Consider the following 26,109-nt stretch of genomic DNA (forward strand, 5'->3'; position numbering starts at 1 on the left):
ACATCGGGCCCGCCCCGATGTTGCCGCGCAACATCATGTAGAATGGGCGTTTTCCTTCAGCGCCTATACCTCCCCGCATGATCGCACTCGACGGGCAGAGCGCCCTCTCTCCATTTCGCCTCGAACGACTGAACGCCCACCTTGATGCCCTGCATCACGGGACGCGGGTTCAGGCCGCCTGGTTCACGTACTTCGTGGACGGCTCCGCCGCGCCGGAGGGTGAGGCGCGTGCGCGTCTGCTCGCCGTGCTCGAGGCGAAGACCACGGCCCCCGAAAACGCGACGTTCTGGGTCGTGCCGCGGCTGGGCACCATTTCCCCCTGGTCGAGCAAGGCCACCGACATCCTTCACGGCGCGGGTTTCGACGTGCGCCGTGTGGAGCGTGGCACCGCCTGGCAGGTCACCGGCATGCCGGCGGCCGGCGATCCGGCCTACGCCTCGGTGATGGCCGCGTTCTGCGACCCGATGGTGCAGTCGCCGCTGACCCGTCTGGATGACGCCGCCGGCCTGTTCCTGGCGGGCGAGCCGGGTCCTCTGGGTCATGTGGAACTGGGCAGCGACGCCAGCGCGGCGCTGGCCGCCGCCAACAAGGAACTGGGTCTGGCCCTGGCCGACGACGAAATCGCGTATCTGGCGGATCGTTACGCCGAGATGGGGCGTCCGCCGACCGACGCCGAGCTGATGATGTTCGCCCAGGCGAACTCCGAGCACTGCCGGCACAAGGTGTTCAACGCCAGCTGGACGCTGGACGGCAAACCGCAGGACATCTCGCTGTTCGGCATGATCAAGAACACGCACCAGAAGTCGCCCGCGCACACCTTGTCCGCGTACCACGACAACGCGGCGGTGATCGAAGGCTATGAAGGCCAGCGCCTGTTCGTCGATCCCGCCGACGGCGTGTTCCGCACGGTGGCGGAATCCGCGCCGTACGCCATCAAGGTGGAAACGCACAACCATCCGACGGCGATCGCCCCCTGGCCGGGCGCAGCCACCGGTGCCGGTGGCGAGATCCGCGACGAGGGTGCCACGGGCCGCGGTGGCAAGCCGAAGGCCGGCCTCACCGGGTTCTCGGTATCGCACCTGCGTATTCCGGGCTTGCCGCGCCCGTGGGAAAAAGATCGTCCGCTGCCGCCGCGCATGGCCTCGGCGTTCGAAATCATGCGTGACGGTCCGCTCGGCGCCGCCGCGTTCAACAACGAATTCGGTCGTCCCGCGCTGGGCGGCTACTTCCGCACCTTCGAGCAGGAAACCGGCGAGAAGGGCGTTCGTCGTGGTTACGACAAGCCGATCATGATCGCCGGCGGTCTTGCCGCCATTCGTCCCGACCACGTGCAGAAGCGTGCCGTCCGTCCGGGCGACAAGGTCATCGTGCTCGGTGGTCCCGCGATGCTGATCGGCCTGGGCGGCGGTGCCGCCTCGTCGGTCTCGTCGGGTACCTCCAGCGCGGAGCTCGATTTCGCCTCCGTGCAGCGCGATAACCCGGAAATGGAGCGTCGCTGCCAGCAGGTCATCGACGCCTGCTGGGCGCGCGGCGAGCACAACCCCATCGTCAGCATCCACGACGTCGGCGCGGGCGGTGTGTCCAACGCCATCCCCGAAATCCTCAACGACGCCGGCGTCGGTGGCATCATCGACCTGTCGAAGCTGCCTTGCGACGACCCGACGCTCTCGCCCATGCAGGTGTGGAGCAACGAATCGCAGGAGCGCTACGTCCTCGCCATCGGGCCGGACGAACTCCCCGAGTTCGAGGCGTACTGCGCGCGCGAACGCTGCCCGTACGCGGTCGTCGGCGATGCGACGGAAGAAGCCCGCCTGATCGTTCGCGACACGCGACGCGACATCACCGTGATCGATCTCGGCATGGATGTGCTGTTCGGCAAGCCGCCGCGCATGCACCGCGACGCCGTGACGGTAAAACCGCGCGTCGACCTGGTCGCCGACCTCTCCGGTATGGGCATGGATGAAGCGCTGCTGCGCGTGCTTCGCCTGCCCGCCGTCGGCAGCAAGAACTTCCTCATCACCATCGGCGATCGCACCGTCGGTGGCCTCAACGCGCGCGACCCCATGGTCGGCCCGTGGCAGGTGCCGGTGGCCGATGTCGCCGTCACCATGACCGATTTCGACGGCTACACCGGTGAAGCGATGGCCATGGCGGAGCGTGCTCCCATCGCGCTGTTGTCCAGCGCCGATGCCGCGCGCATGGCCGTGGGTGAAGCGATCACCAATCTCGCCGCCGCCTCACTGAAGCTGGACGAAGTGCGGCTGTCCGCCAACTGGATGGCCGCGGTCAATCACCCCGGCGAAGACGCCGCGTTGTTCGACGCGGTCAAAGCGGTCGGCATGGATCTGTGCCCGGCGCTGGATATCTCGGTGCCGGTCGGCAAGGACTCCCTGTCCATGCAGACCGTGTGGACCGACGAGGCGGGCAAGGCGCAGAAGACCGTCTCGCCTGTATCGCTCGTCATTACCGGCTTCGCCCGCGTCGACGACGTGCGCCGCACGCTCACGCCGCAGCTCAAGCTCGATCGTGGCGATACGGAGCTCTGGCTCATCGATCTGGGGGCCGGTCGCGATCGTCTCGGCGGCTCCGCGCTCACCCAGGTATTCAACCGCGGCGGCGGCGTGCCGCCGGATCTGGATGACCCGAAGCGCCTGCGCGCCATGTTCGAGCTCATCCAGGAAGCCAATCGCTCCGGCCTGCTGCTCGCGTATCACGATCGCTCGGACGGTGGTGCCATCGTCACGCTCCTCGAAATGGCGTTCGCGGGTCACTGCGGTCTCGAGATCCGTCTTGACGGCTGGGCCGAAGCCACGCTTCGCGCACTCTTCAACGAAGAACTGGGTGCGGTGGTGCAGGTGGCTTCGGCCAATCGCGAAGCCTTCGAAGCCTTGCTGGTGAAGTACGGCCTCGCGGGTATGACCCACATGGTCGGTCGCCCGAAGGAAAAGCTCGGCATCAAGATGCACCTGAACGGGGAAACCGCGTTCAAGTGGAACTGGACCGAGCTGTTCCGCGCCTGGAACGAGACCAGTCACGCCATGCAGCGTCTGCGCGACAACCCGCACAGCGCCGACCAGGAAAGCGAGTGGCGCCTCGACGATGCCGATCCGGGCATCTCGCCGAAGCTCACGTTCGACCCTGCCGACGACATCGCCGCGCCGTACATTCAGTCCGGCAAGCGCCCGCGCGTGGCGATCCTGCGCGAGCAGGGCGTGAACGGCCAGGTGGAGATGGCCGCCGCGTTCGATCGTGCCGGCTTCGACGCGGTCGATGTGCACATGACCGACCTCGTTTCCGGTCGTCATCATCTGAAGGACTTCGTGGGCCTCGCGGCCTGCGGTGGGTTCTCCTACGGTGACGTCCTGGGGGCCGGTCGCGGCTGGGCTACCTCGATCCTCTACAACGACGCGCTGCGCGAGCAGTTCGCCCGGTTCTTCGAAGACGGCAGCAAGTTCGCGCTGGGCGTCTGCAATGGCTGCCAGATGCTGTCGCAGCTGAAGGACATCATTCCTGACGCAAAGCACTGGCCGCAGTTCCTGCGCAATCAGTCGGAGCAGTACGAAGCCCGCGTGGCCACGCTCGAGATCCTCGACACGTCGAGCGTCTTCTTCCGCGGCATGGCGGGTTCGCGCATTCCGGTCGCGGTCGCGCACGGCGAAGGCCGTGTGTACTTCCCGAACGTCTGCAGCCCCTCTAAGAGCCACGGCGCCGCACGTTTCGTCGACAACCGCGGCAGGCCGACCGAGAGCTACCCGCTCAATCCCAACGGGTCGCCGGGTGGTCTCGCCGCGTTCACCGCCGCCGACGGTCGCGTCACGATCATGATGCCGCACCCGGAGCGTGTGTTCCGTAGCGCGCAGCTGAGCTGGCATCCGGAAAACTGGGGCGAAGATTCCCCGTGGATGCGCATGTTCCGCAACGCGCGGGCCTGGGTCGGCTGATTCCCCGGAGAAGACGGTGAATACACCCGGCCTCACGAGCGTTGTCGTCGTCCTTGCGGACAGCGGCCCGTTCACCCGCGAGTGCGTGGATCACGCGCTCGCCAGTGACGTGCCCGTCGAAGTCATCGTCGTCGATAACGGCTCGACCGATTGCGTCCCCGAGTCGCTGGACCGCGCCTATGCGGGCGACGACCGGGTGCGGGTCGTTTACAACCGCGCCAATCTCGGCTTCGGCCCCGCCGTGAACCGCGGTGCGGCGCAGGCGCGCGGGGAACGTCTGCTCATCCTCAATCCCGACTGCCTCGTCGAGCCGGACACCATCGCGCGGATGTCCGCACACATCGATGTCCACACCGGCATCGTCGGCGCGGTCGTATGCGACAACGAGGGTCATCCCGACCCGGCATCGCGCCGCCGCGATCCGTTGCTGGCTCGCGCGCTGCGTACCAAGCTGGGACTGGCCGGTGACGCGGGTATCGATATTCAGGGGCCCATTCCCAGTGGCGCGGAAGAGGTCGAGATCGTCTCCGGCGCCATCATGCTCATCCCGCGTCAGGTGTTCGACCGCCTGGCGGGTTTCGATGAAACCTACTTCCTCCACTGCGAGGATATGGATCTCTGTCGTCGTGCGCGCGACGCCGGATACCGGGTCGTCCTCTCCGGCGACGTGCGCGTCCTGCACGGGAAGGGCGGATCCAGCCGTCATCGTCCCGTTTTCGTCAGCCGCCACAAGCATCGCAGCATGTACCTCTGGTTTCGCCGGCACGATCCCTCCGCGCGTAACCCCTTCGTGCGCTGGGCGGTCTGGCTCGGCATCTGGAGTCATTTCCTGCTGAAGATCCCCGGCCAGCTGATGCGCAAGCCGCGATGAGCGCGCGAAAAGGCGGTGGTCTCGCCACTATCGGGCTGCTATCGGTCACGGCGATCTGGGGATCCACCTTCGTCCTCATCAAGGACGTCGTCGGTCGTATGGCGGTGGTCGATTTTCTCGCCGTGCGCTTCCTTCTCGCCGCCATCGTGATGCTCGTGCTCTTCGCGCGGCCGGTCTGGCGTCTTGGTCGTGCGGAGCGCAGGCGTGGCCTCGCACTCGGCGTGCTCTATGGGTTCGCGCAGTGGCTGCAGACGGAAGGCCTCGCGCTGACCTCGCCCAGTGTCAGTGGCTTCGTTACCGGCATGTATGTCGTGCTTACGCCGATTCTGGCGCTCGTGCTGTTCCGCCAGCGTATGCCGCTGAGTACATGGCTGGCCGTCGTGCTGGCGACCGCGGGCCTCGGGGTTCTGGCCCTGAACGGCTTCCAGATCGATATCGGTGTGCTGCTGACCCTCGCGTCCGCGGCCTTGTACGCGCTGCACATCGTTGGACTGGGCCATTGGTCGAAACCGGGCGATGCCTTCGGCATGTCGGCCGTCCAGATGGTCGGTATCGCCGCCGTGTGTCTGCTTGCGACGCTGCCCCATCATGGCCCGTCGTTGCCGCCGGACGGCAAGGCCTGGATCGCCGTGCTGTACATGGCGCTGGTCGCGGGCGCCTTTGCGATGCTGGTGCAGACCTGGGCACAGGCGCACATGCCGGCGACCCGCGCCGCGATCGTGATGACGACCGAGCCGGTGTTCGCGGCGGGATTCGCCGTCCTGCTTGGCGTCGACGCGCTTACGACGCGCATGGTCGTTGGCGGAACGATGGTGCTTGCCGCGATGTATCTCGTGGAGCTGGCGCCCCGCTTCCGCCGGCGTCGGCCGGCGGAAGCGTTGCATCACGACGTCGGATAGCGGTTACTTCGTGGTCGTGAACTTGTAGGTCATCGTGTTCTTGTAGGTTTTGCCCGGCTCCAGGCGAGCGGAGCCGAAGTCAGGATGGTTCGGGGTATCGGGGAAGATCTGCGGCTCGAGCGCGAAGGCATCGCCCTGACGATAGATACCGCCCGATTTGCCCGACGACGTCGCGTCGAGGAAATTACCCGAATAGAACTGCAGGCCCGGCTGTGCCGACCACAGCGACAGCACGCGTCCGCTCTTCGGATCCGTCACCCGCGCCACCTCGCGCGGCTGCGCGGCTTCCTTCCGTGAGATCACCCAGTTGTGGTCGTAGCCCCGGCCAAAGACCAGCTGCTGTTCTTTCGAGTCGCGGATGTCCTTGCCGATCGGCTTGGCCTTGCGGAAATCGAAATCGGTTCCCGCCACGTTGCGCACTTCTCCCAGCGGAATCGCCGTCGCGTCGGTGGGCAGATACGCATCGCCCGCGATCATCAGTACCTGGTCCATGACGCTGCCGCTGCCTTCACCGCTGAGGTTCCAGTAGGTGTGGTTGGTGATGTTGACGATGGTCGGCGCGTCCGTCGTCGCGGTGTATTCGATGGTCAGCTCGTTCTTGTCATTCAGCGAATACTTCGCCGTGGCGGTGAGCTTGCCGGGGTAACCCTGGTCGCCATCGGGACTGACGTAGGTCAGCGTGACGCTGGGCGTGGCGCCGGATTCGACCTTGTCGACGGTCCAGATGACCTTGTCGAAGCCGACCTTGCCGCCGTGGAGGGAGTTCGGGCCATTGTTCACCGGCACCGAGTACTGCTTTCCATCGAGCGTGAACTTGCCCTTGGCGATACGGTTGGCATACCGGCCAACGGTGTTGCCGAAGTACTGCGGATTGTCGAAAGTGCCCTTCAGGTCGGGGTAGCCGAGGACGATGTCACCCGGTTTACCGTTGCGATCCGGCACATCGAGTGCATAGAGCGCGGCCCCGAGCGACAAGACTTTCGCGGTCATCCCCTTGCCGTTGGTGAGGGTGACCACGGTGACGTCCTTGCCATCCGGCGTCGTGCCGAAAGAGGCCCTGGAAGCTTCGCCGGCGGTTGCCGCGGCGGAAGTTGCCAGGAGGATCGCCGAGACCAGTGCGCTTACCGGTTTCATCACAACTCGACTCCTTTGGGTGGGTAGTCCTGCGACCAGATCATATTTGTCCGACAAGTGACAAGTTGCGCTGCATCATCGCGTAACGCCGTTACGTCGCTAGGATGGGCGGGTCGTTGCGGAAAAGGCATGGTGTGATGGCTGGGAAGGCGGGCGGGGCGAAGAATCTGCATGCGAGAGTGACCGAGGACATCGGCGAATCCATCGTCAGCGGCGTCTTCGCGCCGGGCGATGCCTTGCCCGGGGAAGCCGTGCTCGCCGAGCAGATGTCGGTCAGCCGGACCGTGCTGCGCGAGGCGCTGAAGGTCCTGGCCTCGAAAGGCCTGATCGAGACACGCCAGAAGACCGGTATGCGCGTGCGCGAGCCGAAGTTCTGGAAGCACCTGGATGCCGACGTGCTGGGCTGGCGCTGCGCGTCCATGCCGACGGAAGACTTTGTCGAGAAGCTGGTCGAGATGCGCGAGATCATCGAGCCCGCCGCCGTCATGGCCGCGGCGCGGCGACGCGAGCCGGAGCAGCTTGCCGTCATCGCCGCGGCACTGAAGGGTATGGAGGATGCCGCCGACCTCGATGCCTGGGCCGCGGCGGACCTGCGCTTCCATGAGGCGGTGCTGGCCGCGACGAATAACGAACTGCTGAGCGCCTTGTTTTCGGTGATCGAGACGGCGCTGGCGACGTTCTTCGTGATGTCCGCGCGCACGGCGAAGCATTTCAAATACTCGCTGCCGCAGCATCGGGCGGTGTACGAAGCCATTCGTCGACGTCGTCCGAATGAGGCCGCCGTGGCCGTGCGTGCCCTGATCGCCGATTCGCGGGCGAACATGCGTAAGGGGCGGAAAAAATAGGGCCGCGACTTCCGTCGCGGCCCTCGCTCAAACAACGACGGGTGATGTCAGCAACAACGCCCACCCGTCCCCCGATACCGCGCTTCCTGCCTCTCACGGAAAAACTGCGAGTAAGTGGGAATATCGCGTTCGGGGTGATGCTCGCGCAGGTGTTTCACATACACGTCGTAATCCGGCACGCCGCAGCAGAGGCGGGCGGTCTGGACCGCCCACTTCCATAGCGAGCGCGGCGCGTTCGGTGTGTTCGTGTCCATGGCGGCCTCCTCAGTTCGCCACGCTCGACAGCGCGACATAGGGTTCTTCCTGCGCGGTCGGGCGGTTGGCCTTCCACGCGCGGACGATCGCACGCAGCGAGAAGAACAGCATGGTCAGCACCAGCAGCATGAATAGCGCGGTGAGGATCATGTCCACGCGGTTATTGGTGATGATGCGCTGCATTTCTTCAGCGGTCTTGGCGGGTGCGAGCAGCTTGCCGGACGCGGCGGCGTCGGCGTACTTCTGCATGGCAGCCGTGAAGCTGATCTTCGCGTCGAACAGCTTCTGCCAGCCGGCGGTGAGCGTGCAGATCACCAGCCAGGCGGCGGGAACCGCGGGCACCAGCACATAGCGCTCGCGCTTCAGCTTCACCGTCACCACCGTTGCGAGCATCAGCGCGATCGCGGCCAGCATCTGGTTGGCGATGCCGAACAGCGGCCACAGCGTATTGATACCGCCGAGGGGGTCCACGGCGCCCTGATAGAGGAAGTAACCCCAGAGGCCGACGCAGATCACGGTGGCGATGACATTGCCCAGCCAGGAATCGGTCCGCTTGAGCGGCGCCCAGGCCATGCCGGCCAGTTCCTGGATCATGAAGCGGCCGACACGCGTGCCGGCATCGACGGTGGTGAGGATGAACAGCGCTTCGAACAGAATCGCGTAGTGGTACCAGAGCGCCATCATGCCTTCGCCGGGCATGATCCCGTGCAGCAGCTGGGCCATGCCTACGGCCAGGGTTGGCGCGCCGCCAGCGCGGCCGAGGATGGTGCTTTCACCGATGTTGCGTGCCGTGTCCGTCAGCTCGGCGGGAGTCACCGTAAAGCCCCAGCCGCTGATGGCCTGAGCGGCCGCTTCCGCGGTGGTGCCGACCAGGGCACCGGGGGAGTTCATGGCGAAATACACCCCCGGGTGCAGCGACGACGCGGCGATCAGGGCCATGATGGCGACGAAGGCCTCCATCAGCATGCCGCCGTAGCCGACCATACGGGCCTCGCCCTCATTGGCCAGCAGCTTGGGGGTGGTACCCGACGCGATGATCGAGTGCCAGCCCGATACCGCACCACAGGCGATCGTGATGAACAGGAACGGGAACAGGTTGCCGGCGAAGACGGGCCCGGAGCCGTCGATGAACTTGGTGACCGCCGGCATCTGCAGGGTCGGCGCCGCCAGGAAGATCGCGAGGGCGAGCAGGGCGATCGTGCCGATCTTGAGGAAGGTCGACAGGTAGTCGCGCGGTGCCAGCAGCAGCCAGACGGGCAGGACGGAGGCGAAGAAGCCGTAGCCGATCAGCCACCAGGCCAGGGCCCTGGCGTCGTAGTCGAACAGGTTGGCCAGGGCCGGCGTATCGGCCACCGTCTTGCCGTACCAGATGGACGCCAGCAGCAGAACGAGGCCGATGATCGATACCTCGAGAATGCGTCCGGGTCGGACGTACCTCAGATAGAGACCCATCAGCAGGGCGATGGGGATGGTTGCCGCGACGGTGAACGTTCCCCAGGGGCTGTGCGTCAGTGCCTTGACCACGACCAGCGCCAACACCGCCAGCACGATCATCATCAGGACCAGTACGCCGACCATGGCGATGACGCCGGGCACTTCACCCAGTTCGGCACGAAGCATGTGGCCGAGGGAGCGGCCATCGCGACGCAGGGACAGTCCGAGGATCATGAAATCCTGGACGGCGCCGGCGAAGACAACGCCGACCAGAATCCAGAGCGTGCCCGGCAGATAGCCCATCTGAGCCGCGAGAACGGGACCGACGAGGGGACCGGCGCCGGCGATAGCGGCGAAGTGGTGCCCGAAGACCACCCACTTGTCGGTGGGGACATAGTCCAGCCCGTCATTGCGCAGCACCGACGGTGTCGCGCGGCTCGGGTCGAGCTGAAGCACCTTGTCGGCGATCAGGCGGCTGTAAAAACGGTAGCCGATCAGGAAAACGGCGATGGAAGCCGTCACCAGCCAGATCGCGTTGATGGGCTCGCCGCGTCGCAGGGCGACGACGCCGAGGCACCATGCGCCGACGATGGCGATGGCGGCCCACAGGATTTTCCCCGCGGGACTGGGTTTGGGAATGGCGCTTTGCATCGTTTGGGTGCTCCCCTTGCAGATGTGACAAGGGTCGTCCTGCCCGGGATGGGGGTCAATGTCCTAGGAGCGGTTCACGCATTAGCCATTGGTCGTATGGCTCCGTACCCGGGCGCGTGCTGCGGTGCGGCGACGGGAGGCTTGAGCCCGGCGCCGTCCGCCGCCATGCTTGAGGCAATCCCACTCCCCGGGCACGACCATGATCCGCGACATTCTCAAGATGGGTGACGAGCGCCTGCTGCGCGTGGCACCGCCGGTGCCCGATGCGATGATCGGTTCGCCCGAACTGGACACGCTGATCCAGGACATGTTCGACACGATGCATGACGCAGGCGGCGTTGGCCTTGCCGCGCCGCAGATCGGCGTGGACCTGCAGCTGGTGATCTTCGGCTTCGATTCGAGCGAGCGCTATCCGGACGCGCCGCCGGTTCCGCAGACGATCCTGCTCAATCCGGTGATCACGCCCTTGTCCCAGGATATGGAAGAGGGCTGGGAAGGCTGCCTTTCGGTGCCCGGCCTGCGCGGGGCGGTGAATCGCTATTCGCTGATTCGCTATCAGGGCGTGGACCCCAGCGGTGCGCCGATCGATCGTACCGCCGAAGGCTTTCATGCCCGCGTGGTGCAGCATGAATGTGATCATCTCATCGGTCGGCTGTATCCGTCGCGGATCACCGACTTTACGAAATTCGGCTTCACCGAGGTGCTTTTCCCCGGCATGGACGTCGGCGACGACTGAAGGCGTTCTTCTTTAAGATTCGCCGTATAGACGCCTATACGGCGAAATTACCTAAGTAATTTCTTGCCGGGATCCTGCGTGATACGGTTCCGGGCCTCGCAGGACATGGCACGGCTGCCGAAGCTGCGGCGATTATTCCGCTTCCGCGAGCGCCTCGACTATCACCAGCAACGCCTTGCGACGCTCCTTCGGAAGCCGGCTTACAAGACCGACAAGGCGTAGCTGCTCACGCGAATCCGCGCGGTAGAGAGCCGGACTCTCGCGCACGCCGGTGGCGCCATTGGGGGAGCCGCGACCTGTCGCAAGCCATTCAAAGTTCACGCCAAATCGGGTCGCCATATCGATCTGGCGCTCGAGTTCGGGAAGGCCAAGATCGCTCAGCCACTTGCGTGCCGTCTCACGGCTGACATCGAAAAGATCGGCCAGCTGCGTGATGCGGCCGCGGCCTTTCTTCACGCCAGCCATGTCCAGCGCGACATGCAGGCGTTGGGAAAAACCTCGGTTCATAGGTGGCATGACAACTCCGGTAGAACGCGGTGGCGCCTTAAGCCCGGTATTGTTGGATAGCGTGCAGCGCGAGCGTAAGCCTTTTGCAGTTGCCAAGTCGTGCAATTTGCGACTGCCTTTTGTTTTGCTTAGTGCTCGCGGTGCAAGTTGACCAACTTTCTCAAGTCATCAGCGGCGCGATGTGCTACGTCCGCAAAGTCCGGACCGCCGCTAGCGTAAAGGATGGCGCGCGAGGAAGAAATCATCAGTCCCGTGCCATCGACGGTCTTTCCTTGCCTGAGAACCGCTTCCACGTCACCGCCCTGTGCTCCGATGCCCGGAACGAGGAGCGGCATGTCACCCACCGCCAAACGCACCCTGCCAAGCTCTTCCGGCCACGTCGCACCGGTCACGAGGGCGCAATTGCCGTTTGTGTTCCATTCGCGGGCGATCGTTTCGGCGACGCGTATGTAAAGCGGCTGTCCGCCGCAATCGAGTGCCTGAAAATCTTTCCCGCCCGGATTGGACGTGCGGCAAAGCAGGATCACGCCTTTGTCCGCGCGTTCGAGAAACGGGGCGATCGAGTCGTGACCGAGGTATGGATTGAGCGTTACCGCATCGGCGTCGTAACGGTCGAAAGCCTCGGCGGCATAGTGTTTCGCCGTCGATCCGATGTCGCCACGCTTGGCGTCGAGAATGACGGGGATGCCTGGCTGGGTCGCATGGATATGCGCGATGACCCGCTCCAGCGCATCCTCGGCGCGCTGCGCGGCGAAATGAGCGATCTGCGGCTTATAGGCGCAGACCAGGCCTGCCGTCGCATCGACGATGGCGCGGCAGAACTCGAAAATGCCTTCGTTGCCGGACAGCCCGGCCGGCAGGCGACCCGGTTCCGGGTCGAGGCCCACGCAGAGCAATGAATCGTTGCGACGCCAGGCGTCCTTCAGTGCGGTCATGAAGTTCATGGATGGCTTCGCTCGTTGGATGGAAAGGGTGGTGCGTAAAATTACTTAGGTAATTTCGTGAGCCTCTTCCGGTAGAAGCGCGCCCTGTGCGCGAAAGGCACTCTCGCGATGGGCCTTTCGCGCGCAGGGCGCGCTCCTACACAGGGTGACGACTTCGTCAGACCAGTTTCTTGTATTTGACGCGCTTCGGGCCGGCGTCATCACCGAAGCGACGCTTCTTGTCGGCTTCGTATTCGTTGTAGTTGCCCGGGAAGAACTCGACGTGCGAGTCGCCTTCGAACGCGATGATGTGTGTGGCGATGCGATCGAGGAACCAGCGGTCATGCGAGATGACCACGGCGCAGCCCGGGAACTCGAGCAGGGCGTCTTCGAGCGCCCGCAGGGTTTCCACGTCGAGATCGTTGGACGGCTCATCGAGCAGCAGCACGTTGCCACCCTGGAGCAGCGTCTTGGCCATGTGCAGGCGGCCACGCTCACCACCCGACAGCTGACCGACGATCTTCTGCTGGTCGGTACCCTTGAAGTTGAAGCGGCCGATGTACGAGCGTGACTGGATTTCGAAGTTGCCGATGGTGAGGATGTCCGAGCCGCCCGACACTTCCTGCCACACGTTGTTTTTCGGATCCAGGGCGTCGCGCGACTGGTCGACGTAGGCGAGCTTGACCGTATGGCCATGCTTGACCTCGCCCGAGTCCGGCTTTTCCAGGTTCATGATCATCTTCATGAGCGTGGACTTACCGGCGCCGTTCGGGCCGATGATGCCGACGATGGCGCCCGGCGGGATCTTGAACGACAGGTCTTCGATGAGCATGCGGTCGCCGAACGACTTGGTGACGTTCTTGAACTCGATGACCTCCTGACCCAGGCGCTCACCCGGCGGAATGAAAATTTCGTTCGTCTCGTTACGGCGCTGGTACTCGACCGAGTTCAGTTCCTCGAAGCGGTTGATACGCGCCTTGCCCTTGGACTGACGTCCCTTGGCTGCCGTGCGGATCCAGTCGAGTTCCTTCTGCAGGGCCTTCTGGCGCGACTTCTCCTGATTGGCTTCCTGCTTCAGGCGCTCGCCCTTCTGCTCGAGCCATTCGGTGTAGTTGCCCTTCCAGGGAATGCCGCGACCGCGATCGAGTTCGAGGATCCACTCGGCGGCGTTGTCGAGGAAGTAGCGGTCATGGGTGACCGCGACCACGGTGCCCGGGTAATCGTGCAGGAAGGTTTCGAGCCAGTCGACCGACTCGGCGTCGAGGTGGTTGGTGGGCTCGTCGAGCAGAAGCATGTCCGGCTTGGAGAGAAGCAGGCGGCACAGGGCGACGCGGCGCTTCTCACCGCCGGAGAGGGGGCCGACGAGGGCATCCCAGGGCGGCAGGCGCAGCGCGTCGGCGGCCACTTCGAGCTGGCGCTCGAGCGCATGCGCATCGTTGGCGGCGAGGATGCCTTCGAGGGCCTCCTGCTCCTTGGCGAGCTTGTCGAAGTCGGCGCCTTCTTCCGCGTAGGCCGCGTAGACCTCTTCGAGGCGCTTCTGGGCGTCCAGGACCTCGGAGACGCCTTCTTCGACCACTTCGCGTACGGTCTTGTTCGGGTCGAGGTCCGGCTCCTGCGCGAGATAGCCGATTTTCGTACCCGGATTGGCGCGGGCCTCGCCCTGGAAGTCCTTGTCGACGCCGGCCATGATCCGCAGCACCGTCGACTTGCCCGAGCCGTTGATACCAAGCAGGCCGATCTTGGCGCCAGGGAAGAAGGACAGGGAAATGTCCTTGATGATGTGGCGTTTCGGGGGGACGATCTTGCTCACCCCATTCATGGTGTAGATGTATTGCATGCGGCCTCCGGAAGGCGCGGCCGCCTGCCCTCCGAGGTGGAGGGGGCGTCGACGCGCGGGTACAAACTCCCATTATAGCGGGTCGCGGGAGGTGCCAGTGACGCCCCGGGCGGGTCTGCGACCGGTTCCGGGAGCAGGGCGGATATTCCCGTAGGCCAGCCGCCCGGCGGTTGTCCGTGGACCCACCGCGGCGGTCCGGGGCCGGTAACCTTCCTCTCCCCGGCGGGTCTTCCGCCCTCATTCAAGGACTGAATGCATGTTTCTCCCCGTCTTTCGTGCCGGCCCGTGCCTGCTGGCGGCTCTCCTCCTCGCCACGCCGTGTGCGTTCGCGCACGGGCCGGAACATCCGCTCCCGCCCGCCGCGCCCGCCGACGATCCGGTGAGTGGCTTCGTCGAGGCGTTCGATAAAGCGGTGGCTGCCGGGCTGCCCGCCGACATCGCCGTGCCGGTCGACGTCCACCGCCCGCGCCGCGACGTCGCGGCGGCGCAGCTCGTCGTGCAGGATGCTCTGAATATCGAGGTAGACATTCCGGGGATGCCCGCCGGGCGCATGTATCGCGGTCTGTTTGGCGGGCGGGAGGCGGCGATCACCCGGATCGGCACTCAGGTCGATATCAGCGTGCCCGTCCGGGACGGTGTCGATGTCACGGGCTATACGGCAGGGAGTCCGGATGTGCTGCGGGAGCGTGTACGGAACCCCGACGCTCCCGAGCCCGGACGCCGTCCCGTCCCCCGGCCGCGTGACGAGTCGCACGTCATGCCGGGGTGGCCGTTCGACATGGACCCGCCGTTATTGTCGGAGCAGGCATCGCTGGGGCGCGGCGTCCGCGCCATCGAGGATCCGCTGGCCTATTCCCCTCATTTCTTCGTTCTGATTCACGACGATCTCGACGCCAGACCGCTGCATATCCACTCCGTGTTCGCCGCCTGGTGGCTTACGGAACTCGCGCGCAAGATCCTGCCGGCGGAGAACATCCGCATGTCCTACCGCTATCGGATACCCGGCGTCACCGACATGCCTTACGGCTACCCCGAGGCGCTGGACAACTGGCACGAGACCGTCAAGGCCTATGCCGAACTTTACGGCCTGGCCCATGGCAAGACCTACAAACACAAATACCTGCTCATGAGCCGCGACCGCCCGATGACGGATGCGTTCGGGGTGGCGTTCGAGGGCGGCAACGAGGCCATGGCGTCCACCGAAGGCCGGGTCAACATCGTGGCCCACGAGTTCGGTCACACTCTGGGCGCCGAGCACGGACTGGCCGAGCGACGTTACGAAGGCTGGTGGTGGTGCGTGACCAACATGGCGACAGGTACCGACGATCTCATCGGCGACTGCCACCGCTTTTCGTACGACAACGCCCGGCGCATCCGTTCATATCTCCGGCACGGTCCCGACCCGGAGGTGCTGGCCGAACGCAGCTTTTCCATGATCCTGAACTGAGCCGGTCAGGGTTCCAGGGCGCGCCTCACGTAGGCGCGAATCTGGTCGTCGTTGCGCCTGGAGTAGTAGCGGCAGCTGACGAAGCCGATGGTGTAGTCCTTCATGTTGGTCACGCACCAGCGGGTCTCGGCGTATTCGTGGCGCGCATCCAGCAGGTGACCGAATTCATGAGCCACGATGTGACGCGGCCCCCAGCCCGTGGCCATGGCCACTCCTCGCAGGGCTTCGGATTCACCGTACGTGCCTTCCTGCCTCCATCGGGTCGGTCTGTCACCGACGAAAAGCATGTATTTGGTCAGTCGATCGGGTCGTTCGCCCCGCGCCTCCGCGTACTTCCGCGCGTTGACCAGCAGCTCCCGATAGAGCGCCTCCGGCTTTGCATTCATGTAATCGAGATCGGTGATACCCGGTACGTTGGCCTGCAGGATGACCTTGATCGCGACGCCGGGCCGCACCGCCGTTTCCATATCCTTGATCCACCAGCCCAGGTACCAGTGATGGAACTTCGCGTAATCGGGCTCACCCGCGCGGTCGTGCAGGAAGATCCAGAAGCGCAACGCATCGGGCCCCGCCGGGTCGTCGTCGTTCTCCGGCGGCGTCGGCGAGCGGTTCGCAAGGGCGGCGGCTCGCCGGGAACGCGTCAGCTTGCCCTCCGCGGGTTCGTCGACGGAAATATTCAGCGTCTCGCCAGTCCGGGAGAACACGGCTTCCTGGCCGGCGACGTTACCCGTATACAGCGTGGCGTGATTGCCGTCCGGAAGCACCACGTCGCTGTTGAGGCGCCGGGCCACGAGCACCCGGCGGGCGGTCTGGCCATCTTCGACCGGGAGGGAGAACGCCTGCGGGAGGCCGGCCGACACGTGCTTGTCGAAGGTGGTGACCCGGGCATCGGCGGTCGTGGCGCCCGCGTGCCACGCGGTGGCGAAGAGAATCAGGCTGACGGCGAGTCGGCCGGAGCGAGGCAGGTGCATCGATGCAGAATCCATTCTGTGTGGGGAAATGCGCACATGGCGCGGACAAACCTTACTTTGCGAGCGAAGGCGCACAGAGTCGGCGCCCGCCCCGGAGTCGGGCGGGGCGTGGCCCCGGCGATACGTAGGTGCGGGTCCCAATTGCCTTGAGACGGGGCGGCAGTGGCCGCAAATCGCCGCTACCGCTACACTTTCGGTCTTGTTTCCCCACCTGCCCCATGAGGTCGAGATGTTCCCGAAGGATGCAACGATCGCTGGCTATGACGACGAACTCGCCAGGGCCATCGCCGACGAGACCCGTCGCCAGGAAGATCACGTCGAGCTGATCGCCTCCGAGAACTACGCCAGCCCACGCGTCATGGAGGCCCAGGGTTCGTCTCTGACCAACAAGTATGCCGAGGGGTATCCCGGTAAGCGCTACTACGGTGGCTGCGAATACGTGGACATCGCCGAGAAGCTGGCCATCGAGCGTCTGAAGAAGCTCTTCGGGGCGGACTACGCCAACGTGCAGCCGCATTCCGGCTCGCAGGCCAATCAGGCCGTGTACTTCGCGCTGCTGCAGCCGGGTGACACGATTCTCGGCATGAGCCTCGCCCACGGCGGTCACCTGACCCACGGAGCCAAGGTCAATTTCTCCGGCAAGATCTTCAACGCCGTGCAGTACGGCATCGACCCGGAGTCGGGTCTGGTCGACTACGACGAGATCGAAAAGCTCGCCGTCGAGCATAAGCCGAAGATGATCGTCGCCGGTTTCTCGGCTTATTCGCAGATCATGGACTGGGCGCGTTTCCGCGCGATCGCCGACAAGGTCGGTGCGTACCTGTTCGTCGACATGGCGCACATCGCCGGCCTCGTCGCCACGGGGCACTATCCGAGCCCGATCGACCATGCCCACGTCGTGACGTCCACCACGCACAAGACGCTTCGCGGTCCGCGCGGCGGCATCATCGTGGCGAAGGGTCTCGGCGAGGAGCTCGAGAAGAAGCTCCAGTCGATCGTGTTCCCGGGTATCCAGGGCGGTCCGCTGATGCACGTCATCGCGGCCAAGGCCGTGGCCTTCAAGGAAGCGCTCGAGCCCGAGTTCAAGGCGTACCAGGGTCAGGTCGTGAAGAACGCCAAGGCCATGGCGAAGACGCTGATCGAGCGTGGCTACAAGGTGGTCTCCGGCGGTACCGAGAACCACCTGATGCTGGTCGACCTGATCGGCCGCGATGTCACCGGCAAGGACGCGGAAGCGGCCCTCGGCAAGGCGCACATCACGGTCAACAAGAATGCCGTACCTAACGACCCGCGCTCGCCGTTCGTCACCTCGGGCCTGCGCGTCGGTACGCCGGCGATCACCACCCGCGGCTATCTGGAAGCGGACACCATCGAGCTGACCCAGTGGATCTGCGACGTGCTGGACGCGCCGGGCGACGAGGCGGTCATCGCCTCGGTCCGCGAGAAGGTCACGGCGCAGTGCGCCAGGTTCCCGGTTTACGGCTGATCGATGCATTGTCCGTTCTGCCAGCATGAAGACACCCGCGTCATCGACTCCCGCCTCACCGAAGACGGGAGCACGGTGCGTCGCCGGCGCGAGTGTCCGCAGTGCGGCGAGCGGTTCAACACGTTCGAAACGGCGGAACTGAAGCTCCCGGCGATCGTCAAATCCGGCGATCGTCGCGAGCCGTTCGACGAACACAAGCTGCGCGTCAGCTTCGAGAGGGCGCTGCAGAAGCGGCCTGTCGCCAGCGATGCGGTGGATACCGCGGTGCGCGCGGTCATCAACGATCTGCGTCGGCTCGGCGAGCGCGAAGTCCCGTCGCGCCAGGTCGGCGAACTCGTGATGCGTGAGCTCAAACCCCTCGATCAGGTGGCCTACGTGCGTTTCGCGTCGGTCTATCGCCGGTTCGAGGATGTCCACGCGTTCCGCGAGGAAATCGAAAAGCTCGAGCGCGATCTGCCCTCGGTCGAAGGCCTGCAATTGCCGCTGCTGGATGCGGCCAGGCGCGGGCGCAAGAGCTGAGGATGTCGCGGCCGTTCTTCCCCGCCGTGGATCACGTCCACATGGCGCACGCGCTTCGGCTCGCCGGGCACGGGCTTGCCACCACCCAGCCGAATCCTCGCGTGGGCTGCGTCATCGCACGTGGCGACACCGTGCTCGGCACGGGCTGGCACCCGCGTGCCGGCGAACCGCATGCGGAAATCTTCGCCCTGCACGAAGCCGGTGAGTCGGCACGTGGCGCCACGGCGTATGTGACCCTCGAGCCATGCGCACATCACGGCCGCACGCCACCGTGCGCGGACGCGCTGATCGCCGCGGGTGTCGGTCGTGTGGTCATCGCGCACGAGGATCCCTTCGACAAGGTCGACGGCGAAGGCATCGAAAAACTTCGTGCGGCGGGCATCGGCGTGCAGGTCGGTCTGATGCGTGACGCCGCGCACGAACTCAACATCGGGTTCTTCAGCCGGATTCAGCGCGGTCGGCCGTGGGTGCGCGTCAAACTCGCCATGAGCCTCGACGGTCGCACGGCGCTCGCCGACGGCTCGTCGAAATGGATCACGGGCGAAGCGGCGCGCGCGGATGTGCAGCGCTGGCGCGCGCGCTCCTCGGCGATCCTGTCCGCCAGCGGCACCGTCCTCGCCGACGACCCGCAACTCACCGTCCGGCTGCCGGAAGGCCAGTCCTTCGTGCCTCCGCTGCGGGCCATCATCGATACCTCATTGCGTACGCCCGCCGGTGCGCGCGTGCTCGACGGGTCGGCGCCGACGGTTCTGTTCCATGCCGCGGATGCGGCGATTCCCGCGCATCTTGCCGACGTGCAGCGCGCGCCCCTGCGTCGCGAAGCGTCCGGAGGCCTCGACCTGCGCACCGTGCTCCACTGGCTGGCGCTGCGTGACGTCAACGAGGTTCATGTGGAGGCGGGGCCGGTGCTTTGCGGTGCCTTGTTCGCCGCCGGGCTTGCCGACGAACTGCTCGTTTACGTCGCGCCGATCCTGCTGGGTCACACCGGACGACCGATGCTGCACCTTCCGCCGCTCGACGACATGGCGTCGCGCTGGCGCCTGACCACGGTGGATCGTCGCCAGGTCGGTGACGACACGCGACTGCAGTTGCGCCCGACGTCATGACGTACGCGCGTGTTCGCTGGGGCATCATCGGCTGCGGTGCGGTGACCGAGGTGAAGAGCGGCCCCGCGTTCCAGAAAGTCCCCGATTCCTCGCTGGTCGCGGTGATGCGCCGCGATGGCGACAAGGCGCGCGATTACGCGCAGCGCCACGCTGTTCCTCGCTGGTATGACGACGCCGCGGCGCTCGTCGCCGATCCCGACGTCGACGCGGTTTACGTGGCGACACCGCCGTCGAGCCATCGCGACTATGCGTTGATGGCGATCGCGGCGGGCAAGCCGGTGTACGTCGAGAAGCCGATGGCGATCGATCGCACCGAATGCGACGCGATCATCGATGCGGGCAGGGCGGCCGGCGTACCGGTGTTCGTCGCCTATTACCGCCGCGCCCTTCCGCGCTTCCGGCGTATCGCCGGGCTGCTGCGTGAAGGCACCATCGGCACGCCGCGGCTGGTCAACGTGGTCCTGCACCATCCGCTCGAAGCGCGCTACCGCGATCCCGAGAATCTGCCGTGGACAGTGCGTCCTGAAATTTCCGGGGGTGGCGTGTTTGTCGATATCGGCTGCCATACGCTGGACATCCTCGACTTCCTGCTCGGCCCCATCGTCGACGCCCGGGGCATGGCCACGAATCAGGCGAACGCTTATGCCGCGGAAGACACCGTCGCCATGGCGTTCCGTTTCGACAGCGGGGTGCTCGGCACGGGCGTGTGGAATTTCTGTGCCGATCGCCGCGAGGACCGCGTCGAGATCGTCGGCGACCGCGGTCGCCTGATCTTCGCCACCTTCGGCGACGGGCCGGTCGTGCTCGAGTCGGACGGGCGCCGCGAAGACATCCACGTCGACAATCCCGAACACATCCAGCAGCCACTGATCGCATCGATCGTGGCGGAGCTGACGGGGAAGGGCGTCTGCCCGTCCACCGCGGAGAGCGGCGCGCGCACCAGCTGGGTCATGGATCAGGTGCTCCGACCCGCACGCGGCTGACCCGGGCCGTCGGGAGCTTGTATTCGCTGCGTTCGATGCCCATCTCGCTCAGGGCGAGGGATGGCGGCATGCTATTCTCTCGCCTCCACAGCGTCTTCAGGGCGGGGCGAAACTCCCCACCGGCGGTAGGTTTCCGTAAGGAAACGAGCCCGCGAGCGCTCCCGGTGTCATGCCGGGAGGTCAGCAGATCCGGTTCGATGCCGGAGCCGACGGTTACAGTCCGGATGAAAGAAGACGGCGGTCGCACGTTCCCCAGGGAGCGAGCGGCGCCATGCGCCTTGGGGCGTTTTTCGCTCACCACCGCGGGAAACGTTTCATGAAAAACCGACTCTCCATCGCCGCCTCCATCCACGGAGGTCGCTGACATGTTCACCGGCATCATCCAGGCCGTCGGCCGCATCGCGCGGCTGGAGCCGCGTGGCGGTGACGTCCGTCTCGTCGTCGATACCGCTTCCCTCGACATGTCCGATGTCGCCCTCGGCGACAGCATCGCCGTGTCCGGCGTGTGCCTCACCGTGATCGAGTTCGACGCGAAGCACTTTGCCGCCGACGTCTCCAACGAGACCCTCGCACACACCACGCTGGGCCAGCACAAGGCCGGCGACCCGGTGAACCTCGAGAAGGCGCTGCGCCTGGCCGACCGCCTCGGCGGTCACCTGGTCTCCGGTCACGTGGATGGCGCCGGCAAGGTCGTCTCCGTCGTCCCGGACGGGCGTTCTCAGCGCTGGACGTTCGAAGTGCCGGCCGACCTCGCTCGCTACATCGCGCACAAGGGTTCGGTTTGCATCGACGGCACCAGCCTCACGGTGAATGAAGTGAGCGGTCACCGTTTCGGGGTGAACCTCATCCCCCATACCGTCGAACATACGGCGTTCTCGGATCGCCGTCCCGGCGACGCCGTGAACATCGAGGTCGACGTGGTCGCCCGTTACGTCGAGCGCCTGCTCGCCAGTGGCGATGCCCCGCGCCTCGACGAGGCCTTTCTGAAACAGCACGGTTTCGCCTGAGGATTCCCCGGCATGTCTTTCCATACCATTCCCGAGATCCTCGAGGATCTTCGTCAGGGGCGCATGGTCGTCATCCTCGACGACGAAGACCGTGAGAACGAAGGCGATATCGTGATGGCCGCCGAGAAGGTCCGTCCCGAGGACGTCAACTTCATGGTCCGCGAGGCCCGTGGGCTGCTCTGCCTCACCCTGACGGAGCGGCATACCCGCCAGCTGGGGCTGAAGCCGATGGTCAGCGACAACACGTCGCCCTACCACACCAACTTCACCGTCTCGATCGAGGCCGCGGAAGGCGTCACCACCGGCATCTCGGCGCAGGACCGCGCGCACACGATCCGCGTGGCCGCCGCGAAGGATGCCAAACCGGCCGATATCACCATGCCCGGCCACATCTTTCCGCTCACGGCACAGGCCGGTGGTGTCCTGAGCCGCGCGGGCCACACCGAAGCGGGTTGCGATCTCGCCGCGCTGGCCGGACTCGAGCCATCGTCGGTGCTGATCGAGATCCTCCACGACGACGGTTCGATGGCGCGCCGTCCCGAGCTGGAGATCTTCGCCGCGAAGCACGGGCTGAAGATCGGCACCATCGCCGACCTCATCCGCTACCGCCTTGAAACCGAGAAGACGGTCGAGCGTGTGCACGAAGAAGATGTCGACACGGAGTTCGGTGCTTTCCGCCTGGTCGCTTTCCGCGATGCGATTCGTGACGGTCTGCACTTCGCGCTGGTGCGCGGCGACGTCGCCGATGGCGAGCCGGTGCTGACCCGGGTCCATGTCCGCAACACCTTGTCGGATGTGCTTCACCTGAAGCGGGACGACCTCGGCCAGACGGTCACCGATGCCTTGCGTCGCATCGACGAGGCGGACCGTGGCGTCCTCGTGGTCCTTTCCGGTGGCGACACGGCCGAGTCCTTGCTCGGCCGGCTCAAGCGGGACGTCGCGCCGACGCCCGCCCCCGGGGACGATCAGGAATGGCGACAGCTGGGCCTCGGTGCGCAGATCCTGGCGGACCTGGGGGTCAGACAACTGCGTGTCATGGGGACCCCGCGTCGCTTCGTCGGCATCGCGGGTTTCGGGCTCGAGGTGGTGGAACAGGCAGGCTGAGCCCGGCGGGTTGCCATCCCGCCGCCTACCCCTTATTGCTAGGCAGTCCCTGGCAGACCACGCAGACTCCATGCCCCAGACCTACGACATCCGTCTCATCGCCCCGTCCGGCTACCCGCAATCCGCTGAAGCCATGCAGCGAGGCATCGCCCGCCTCGAGGCCGCAGGCCATCGGGTGAGTGGTCTGGAGGTCCTCTCGCGACGCGAACTCCGGTTCGCGGGCAGCGACGCCCAGCGCGCCGCGGACATCAACGCGCTCGCCGATCCGTCGCGGGAGCTGCCGGATATCGCGCTTGCCATCCGTGGCGGCTACGGTGCGCATCCCATCCTTCCCCTGCTCGACTACGACGGCCTGGCAAAGCGGCTGCGCGATGCACCGATCGCCCTGGTGGGGCAGAGCGATTTCACCGCCGTGCAATGCGCTCTGTATGCGAAGTCCGGCCTGATCACGCTCGGCGGCCCCATGCTCGGCGGCGATTTCGGGGCGTTGCATCTCGACGAACTGACCTGGAAAAGCTTCTGGCAGACGCTCTCCTCGGCGGAGGGCTCGGCGACGTGGGCCGCGCCGGCAACCGTCGACCTCGCCGTCGAAGGTCCGGTCTGGGGCGGCAACCTGGCGATGCTCGCCGGCCTGGCGGGCACGCCTTACTTTCCCGTCATCGAAGACGGCATTCTGGTGGTCGAGGATCTGGCCGAGCCGCCTTATCGCGTGGAGCGCATGCTTTATCAGCTGCTACATGCCGGTGTCCTGCGTCGACAGGCCGCCCTGGTCATGGGCGACTTCATCAACTACCGCGTGACCGAATACGACAACGGCTATGACGTCGATGTCGCCTTCGACCGGATCGCCGCCGCCAGCGGCATACCAGTGGTGCGCGGCCTGCCTTTCGGCCATGGGCCGAGCAAGTTCACCCTGCCTTTCGGCGCCCCGGCACGGCTTCGCGTCGCCGCCGGCGAGGCCGCTCTCACGTTTACCGGCCACCCCCGGCCGAAAACCCCGTAAAATACCCGGCCGCGCGGCGGCCGATCCGCCACAGGACAACCGAACATGAAGATCATCGAAGGCGATTTCGCCACCCCCAAGGGCCGTTTCGCCATCGTCGCGGGCCGTTTCAACAGCTTCGTCGTCGAGCCGCTGATCCAGGGCGCGCGTGACACCCTCGTCCGTCATGGCGTGAATGATGATGCGATCGACCTCATCCGCGTTCCTGGCGCCTGGGAAATCGCTCAGGCCGCTTATAAGGTAGCCGGCGCCGGCAACTACGCCGCGGTGATCGGCCTGGGCGCGGTCATCCGCGGTTCCACGCCGCACTTCGACTACGTGGCCGGCGAAGCCGCCAAGGGTCTCGGTCAGGCCGCCTACGCGTCCGGCGTACCGGTGTCGTTCGGTGTGCTGACCACCGACAGCATCGAGCAGGCCATCGAGCGCGCCGGCACCAAGGCCGGAAACAAGGGCAGCGACGCGGCCATGGTTGCGATCGAAATGGCCAACCTCTACACGAAGCTGGGTAAATGAACACTCCTCCTCACGGTATCGACCTCGCCGCGCGTTCGCGCGCACGCCGCCGCGCGCTGCAGGCGCTATATGCCTGGCAGGTGGGTGGCTCGAAAATGGGCAGCGTGATCGAGCAGTTCCGCCACGAGCAGGACATGGTCGTCGCCGATCTCGAATACTTCGAGGACATCCTGCGCGGCGTCGAGAAGCACGTGAAGGAACTGGACGACGGCATCAAGCCCTTCGTCGACCGTGAGGTGTCGCAGATCGACCCCATCGAGCTGTCGGCCCTGCGCATGGGTGCCTACGAGCTGAAATACCGCCCGGACGTGCCGTATCGCGTGGTGATCAATGAGGCCGTGGAAGCCACCAAGCGGTTCGGCGCCGATCACGGCCACAGCTATGTGAACGGTGTTCTCGACAAACTCGCGACGCACTGGCGTACGGCCGAGAAGCGATCCTGAGCGGACCGCGAATCCTCGCGGGACAAGGAACCTGCATGGAATTCGACCTGATCGATCGTATCCGTCGTCACACGAGCGTCCATCGCGACGATGTGGTGACCGGCATCGGTGACGATGCCGCCGTGGTGGCGGTACCGGCCGGACGTGAGCTCGCGATCGCCGTGGACACCCTCGTCGAGGGTGTCCACTTTCCCGTCGGCACGTCCGCATCCGATATCGGCTGGAAAGCGCTGGCGGTCAATCTGTCGGATCTGGCGGCCATGGGCGCCACGCCCGCGTGGGCGTTGCTCGCGCTGACGACGCCCGATGGCGATGAAGCCTTTTTCGACGGCCTCGCGCAGGGCTTCGCCGAACTGGCGACGCCTTATCGGCTCGCCCTGATCGGTGGCGACACCACGCGCGGCCCGCTTACCGTCACCGTTGCCGTGCATGGCTTTACCGCACCGGGCGAGGCGCTGCTCCGGTCGGGCGCGCGCGTCGGCGACGTGGTGATGGTCACCGGGACGCTCGGTGACGCCGCCGCGGGTCTGCGTTGCCTCGATGAAGCCGACACGGCGCCTTACGCAGCCATGATCGAGCGACTGAATCGCCCTGTGCCGCGTGTCGCGGCAGGGCAGGCGCTGCGTGGCGTGGCAACGGCGTGCATCGACGTCTCGGACGGCCTGGTCGCCGACCTTGGCCACATCTGCACGGCGAGCAACGTGGGCGCGTCCATCGATGCCGCGCTGCTGCCCCGTTCGTCGGCGCTGCTGACGCACTTCGCCGAGGCCGACGCACAGGATTTCGCTCTGAGCGGTGGCGACGACTACGAGCTGTGTTTCACCGTACCAGCCGACAAGGCGGCCGAAGTCGGCGCCGTGCTGTCGCGGCTGGGTTGTGGCGCGACACGCATCGGCCGCATCGTCGAGGGTGCCGGTGTGCGCGTGGTCGATGCGGCAGGTGAAACCCTCATGCCCGCTCGCAGCGGCTGGAATCACTTCGCCGCATGACCACGAAGTACGTCCTCGATCCTGCCGATCGTCGCCGCCTGCTGGCCTCGCCCTGGGGCTGGATCGCCTGCGGCGTCGGCTCCGGACTGACGCCGAAGGCGCAGGGGACGTTCGGGTCGCTGGCGGCGATCGTTCCGTGGCTGTTGCTGCGGGAGCTGTCCGTGCCGGCCTGGCTCGTCATCATCGCCCTGTCGTTCGCGCTGGGCGTATGGGCCTGCGACGTCGCCGGGCGCCTCCTTGGCGTGGCCGATCATCGCAGCCTCGTCTGGGATGAATTCGTCGGGCAATGGATCGCCTTGCTGCCTGCGCTGCTTGCACCGTGGTGGGCCGTGGCTGCCGGATTCCTCCTGTTCCGTCTGTTCGACGTGTGGAAGCCATGGCCGATCGCCTGGTTCGACCGCCGCGTGAAAGGCGGCTTCGGTGTCATGCTCGATGACGTTATCGCCGGTATCTTCGCCGGTATCGTGCTGTTGTCGATCCTTCACTTCGTTCGTTAGGAACTCGC

Annotated in this window: 24 protein-coding genes and 1 riboswitch; of the genes, 17 read left to right on the forward strand and 7 right to left on the reverse strand. The window is 65.7% G+C overall.

The window, feature by feature from the left end:
- Positions 1-77 precede the first annotated feature (77 nt).
- Genes purL through J2X57_RS11175 form a run of 3 tightly spaced genes read left to right on the forward strand, consistent with a single transcriptional unit; the run spans position 78 to position 5,711 of the window.
- Entirely contained in the window at positions 78-3,941 is a 3,864-nt protein-coding gene (purL, locus tag J2X57_RS11165; RefSeq protein ID WP_043695610.1) for a phosphoribosylformylglycinamidine synthase, read from the forward strand.
- Between the two features lie 16 nt (positions 3,942-3,957).
- The gene (locus J2X57_RS11170; protein ID WP_309867015.1) at positions 3,958-4,812 is read left to right on the forward strand and encodes a glycosyltransferase family 2 protein; all 855 of its coding nucleotides are present in this window, start codon (positions 3,958-3,960) and stop codon (positions 4,810-4,812) included.
- A complete protein-coding gene (locus tag J2X57_RS11175; protein ID WP_309867018.1) occupies positions 4,809-5,711 on the forward strand; it encodes a DMT family transporter in 903 nt (300 codons plus the stop codon). Before J2X57_RS11170 ends, J2X57_RS11175 begins: the two co-directional genes overlap by 4 nt.
- A 3-nt stretch (positions 5,712-5,714) precedes the next feature.
- Here the strand turns inward: J2X57_RS11175 and J2X57_RS11180 are convergent, their stop codons facing one another.
- Positions 5,715-6,845, reverse strand: a complete 1,131-nt coding sequence (locus J2X57_RS11180) for an aldose epimerase family protein (protein ID WP_309867020.1) — start codon at positions 6,843-6,845, stop codon at positions 5,715-5,717.
- A gap of 137 nt (positions 6,846-6,982) precedes the next feature.
- Between J2X57_RS11180 and J2X57_RS11185 the strand changes: the two genes are divergently transcribed.
- On the forward strand, positions 6,983-7,690 hold the full coding sequence (locus J2X57_RS11185; protein WP_036110755.1) for a FadR/GntR family transcriptional regulator: 708 nt from the start codon (positions 6,983-6,985) through the stop codon (positions 7,688-7,690).
- Positions 7,691-7,737: 47 nt separating this feature from the next.
- On the opposite strand, the gene J2X57_RS11190 is transcribed toward J2X57_RS11185, so the two are convergent.
- Together J2X57_RS11190 and J2X57_RS11195 are read right to left on the reverse strand one after the other, a co-directional pair.
- Positions 7,738-7,944 (reverse strand): YbdD/YjiX family protein, encoded by a 207-nt coding sequence (locus J2X57_RS11190; RefSeq protein WP_081996606.1) that lies wholly within the window; start codon positions 7,942-7,944, stop codon positions 7,738-7,740.
- Positions 7,945-7,954: 10 nt separating this feature from the next.
- On the reverse strand, positions 7,955-10,030 hold the full coding sequence (locus J2X57_RS11195; protein ID WP_309867024.1) for a carbon starvation CstA family protein: 2,076 nt from the start codon (positions 10,028-10,030) through the stop codon (positions 7,955-7,957).
- Between the two features lie 199 nt (positions 10,031-10,229).
- Between J2X57_RS11195 and def the strand changes: the two genes are divergently transcribed.
- Positions 10,230-10,766 carry a peptide deformylase gene (gene def, locus J2X57_RS11200; protein ID WP_043695599.1) on the forward strand — a complete coding sequence of 179 codons (537 nt, stop codon included), beginning with the start codon at positions 10,230-10,232 and terminating at the stop codon, positions 10,764-10,766.
- 132 nt (positions 10,767-10,898) lie between these two features.
- On the opposite strand, the gene J2X57_RS11205 is transcribed toward def, so the two are convergent.
- The 3 genes from J2X57_RS11205 to ettA form a co-directional block, all read right to left on the reverse strand.
- Positions 10,899-11,282, reverse strand: coding sequence for a hypothetical protein (locus J2X57_RS11205; protein ID WP_036110760.1), 384 nt, complete (start codon positions 11,280-11,282; stop codon positions 10,899-10,901).
- Between the two features lie 119 nt (positions 11,283-11,401).
- The gene (gene pyrF, locus J2X57_RS11210; RefSeq protein ID WP_090352606.1) at positions 11,402-12,217 is read right to left on the reverse strand and encodes an orotidine-5'-phosphate decarboxylase; all 816 of its coding nucleotides are present in this window, start codon (positions 12,215-12,217) and stop codon (positions 11,402-11,404) included.
- Between the two features lie 157 nt (positions 12,218-12,374).
- Entirely contained in the window at positions 12,375-14,033 is a 1,659-nt protein-coding gene (gene ettA / locus J2X57_RS11215) for an energy-dependent translational throttle protein EttA (RefSeq protein WP_036110767.1), read from the reverse strand.
- Between the two features lie 256 nt (positions 14,034-14,289).
- On the opposite strand from ettA, the gene J2X57_RS11220 reads away from it, so the two are divergent.
- Complete coding sequence (locus J2X57_RS11220) at positions 14,290-15,480, forward strand: hypothetical protein (protein WP_309867032.1); 1,191 nt, start codon at positions 14,290-14,292, stop codon at positions 15,478-15,480.
- 5 nt (positions 15,481-15,485) lie between these two features.
- Here the strand turns inward: J2X57_RS11220 and J2X57_RS11225 are convergent, their stop codons facing one another.
- Complete coding sequence (locus tag J2X57_RS11225; RefSeq protein ID WP_309867035.1) at positions 15,486-16,451, reverse strand: hypothetical protein; 966 nt, start codon at positions 16,449-16,451, stop codon at positions 15,486-15,488.
- A 229-nt stretch (positions 16,452-16,680) separates the two neighbouring features.
- Between J2X57_RS11225 and glyA the strand changes: the two genes are divergently transcribed.
- From glyA to J2X57_RS11280, 11 genes are all read left to right on the forward strand, one after another.
- Positions 16,681-17,937: a serine hydroxymethyltransferase gene (gene glyA / locus J2X57_RS11230; protein WP_036110770.1), complete on the forward strand. Its 1,257-nt coding sequence runs from the start codon at positions 16,681-16,683 to the stop codon at positions 17,935-17,937.
- A gap of 3 nt (positions 17,938-17,940) precedes the next feature.
- The gene (nrdR, locus tag J2X57_RS11235) at positions 17,941-18,456 is read left to right on the forward strand and encodes a transcriptional regulator NrdR (RefSeq protein ID WP_079522607.1); all 516 of its coding nucleotides are present in this window, start codon (positions 17,941-17,943) and stop codon (positions 18,454-18,456) included.
- A gap of 41 nt (positions 18,457-18,497) precedes the next feature.
- A complete protein-coding gene (gene ribD, locus J2X57_RS11240) occupies positions 18,498-19,562 on the forward strand; it encodes a bifunctional diaminohydroxyphosphoribosylaminopyrimidine deaminase/5-amino-6-(5-phosphoribosylamino)uracil reductase RibD (protein ID WP_036117160.1) in 1,065 nt (354 codons plus the stop codon).
- The gene (locus J2X57_RS11245) at positions 19,559-20,545 is read left to right on the forward strand and encodes a Gfo/Idh/MocA family oxidoreductase (RefSeq protein ID WP_309867041.1); all 987 of its coding nucleotides are present in this window, start codon (positions 19,559-19,561) and stop codon (positions 20,543-20,545) included. The genes ribD and J2X57_RS11245 overlap by 4 nt, the downstream gene beginning before the upstream one ends.
- An 88-nt stretch (positions 20,546-20,633) precedes the next feature.
- Positions 20,634-20,785: riboswitch (FMN riboswitch) on the forward strand.
- A gap of 125 nt (positions 20,786-20,910) precedes the next feature.
- Positions 20,911-21,552, forward strand: a complete 642-nt coding sequence (locus J2X57_RS11250; RefSeq protein ID WP_036110775.1) for a riboflavin synthase — start codon at positions 20,911-20,913, stop codon at positions 21,550-21,552.
- A gap of 12 nt (positions 21,553-21,564) precedes the next feature.
- Entirely contained in the window at positions 21,565-22,656 is a 1,092-nt protein-coding gene (ribB, locus tag J2X57_RS11255; RefSeq protein WP_079522606.1) for a 3,4-dihydroxy-2-butanone-4-phosphate synthase, read from the forward strand.
- A 70-nt stretch (positions 22,657-22,726) separates the two neighbouring features.
- Positions 22,727-23,659 (forward strand): muramoyltetrapeptide carboxypeptidase, encoded by a 933-nt coding sequence (ldcA, locus tag J2X57_RS11260; RefSeq protein WP_309867048.1) that lies wholly within the window; start codon positions 22,727-22,729, stop codon positions 23,657-23,659.
- A 45-nt stretch (positions 23,660-23,704) separates the two neighbouring features.
- The gene (gene ribE / locus J2X57_RS11265) at positions 23,705-24,172 is read left to right on the forward strand and encodes a 6,7-dimethyl-8-ribityllumazine synthase (protein WP_036110782.1); all 468 of its coding nucleotides are present in this window, start codon (positions 23,705-23,707) and stop codon (positions 24,170-24,172) included.
- Positions 24,169-24,615 (forward strand): transcription antitermination factor NusB, encoded by a 447-nt coding sequence (gene nusB / locus J2X57_RS11270; RefSeq protein WP_036110783.1) that lies wholly within the window; start codon positions 24,169-24,171, stop codon positions 24,613-24,615. The genes ribE and nusB overlap by 4 nt, the downstream gene beginning before the upstream one ends.
- Before the next feature lie 35 nt (positions 24,616-24,650).
- Positions 24,651-25,604 (forward strand): thiamine-phosphate kinase, encoded by a 954-nt coding sequence (thiL, locus tag J2X57_RS11275; protein ID WP_309867055.1) that lies wholly within the window; start codon positions 24,651-24,653, stop codon positions 25,602-25,604.
- The gene (locus tag J2X57_RS11280; protein WP_309867058.1) at positions 25,601-26,101 is read left to right on the forward strand and encodes a phosphatidylglycerophosphatase A; all 501 of its coding nucleotides are present in this window, start codon (positions 25,601-25,603) and stop codon (positions 26,099-26,101) included. The genes thiL and J2X57_RS11280 overlap by 4 nt, the downstream gene beginning before the upstream one ends.
- Positions 26,102-26,109 lie beyond the last annotated feature (8 nt).

Source organism: Luteibacter sp. 1214 (assembly GCF_031455395.1).
GTDB classification, from domain to species: domain Bacteria; phylum Pseudomonadota; class Gammaproteobacteria; order Xanthomonadales; family Rhodanobacteraceae; genus Luteibacter; species Luteibacter mycovicinus.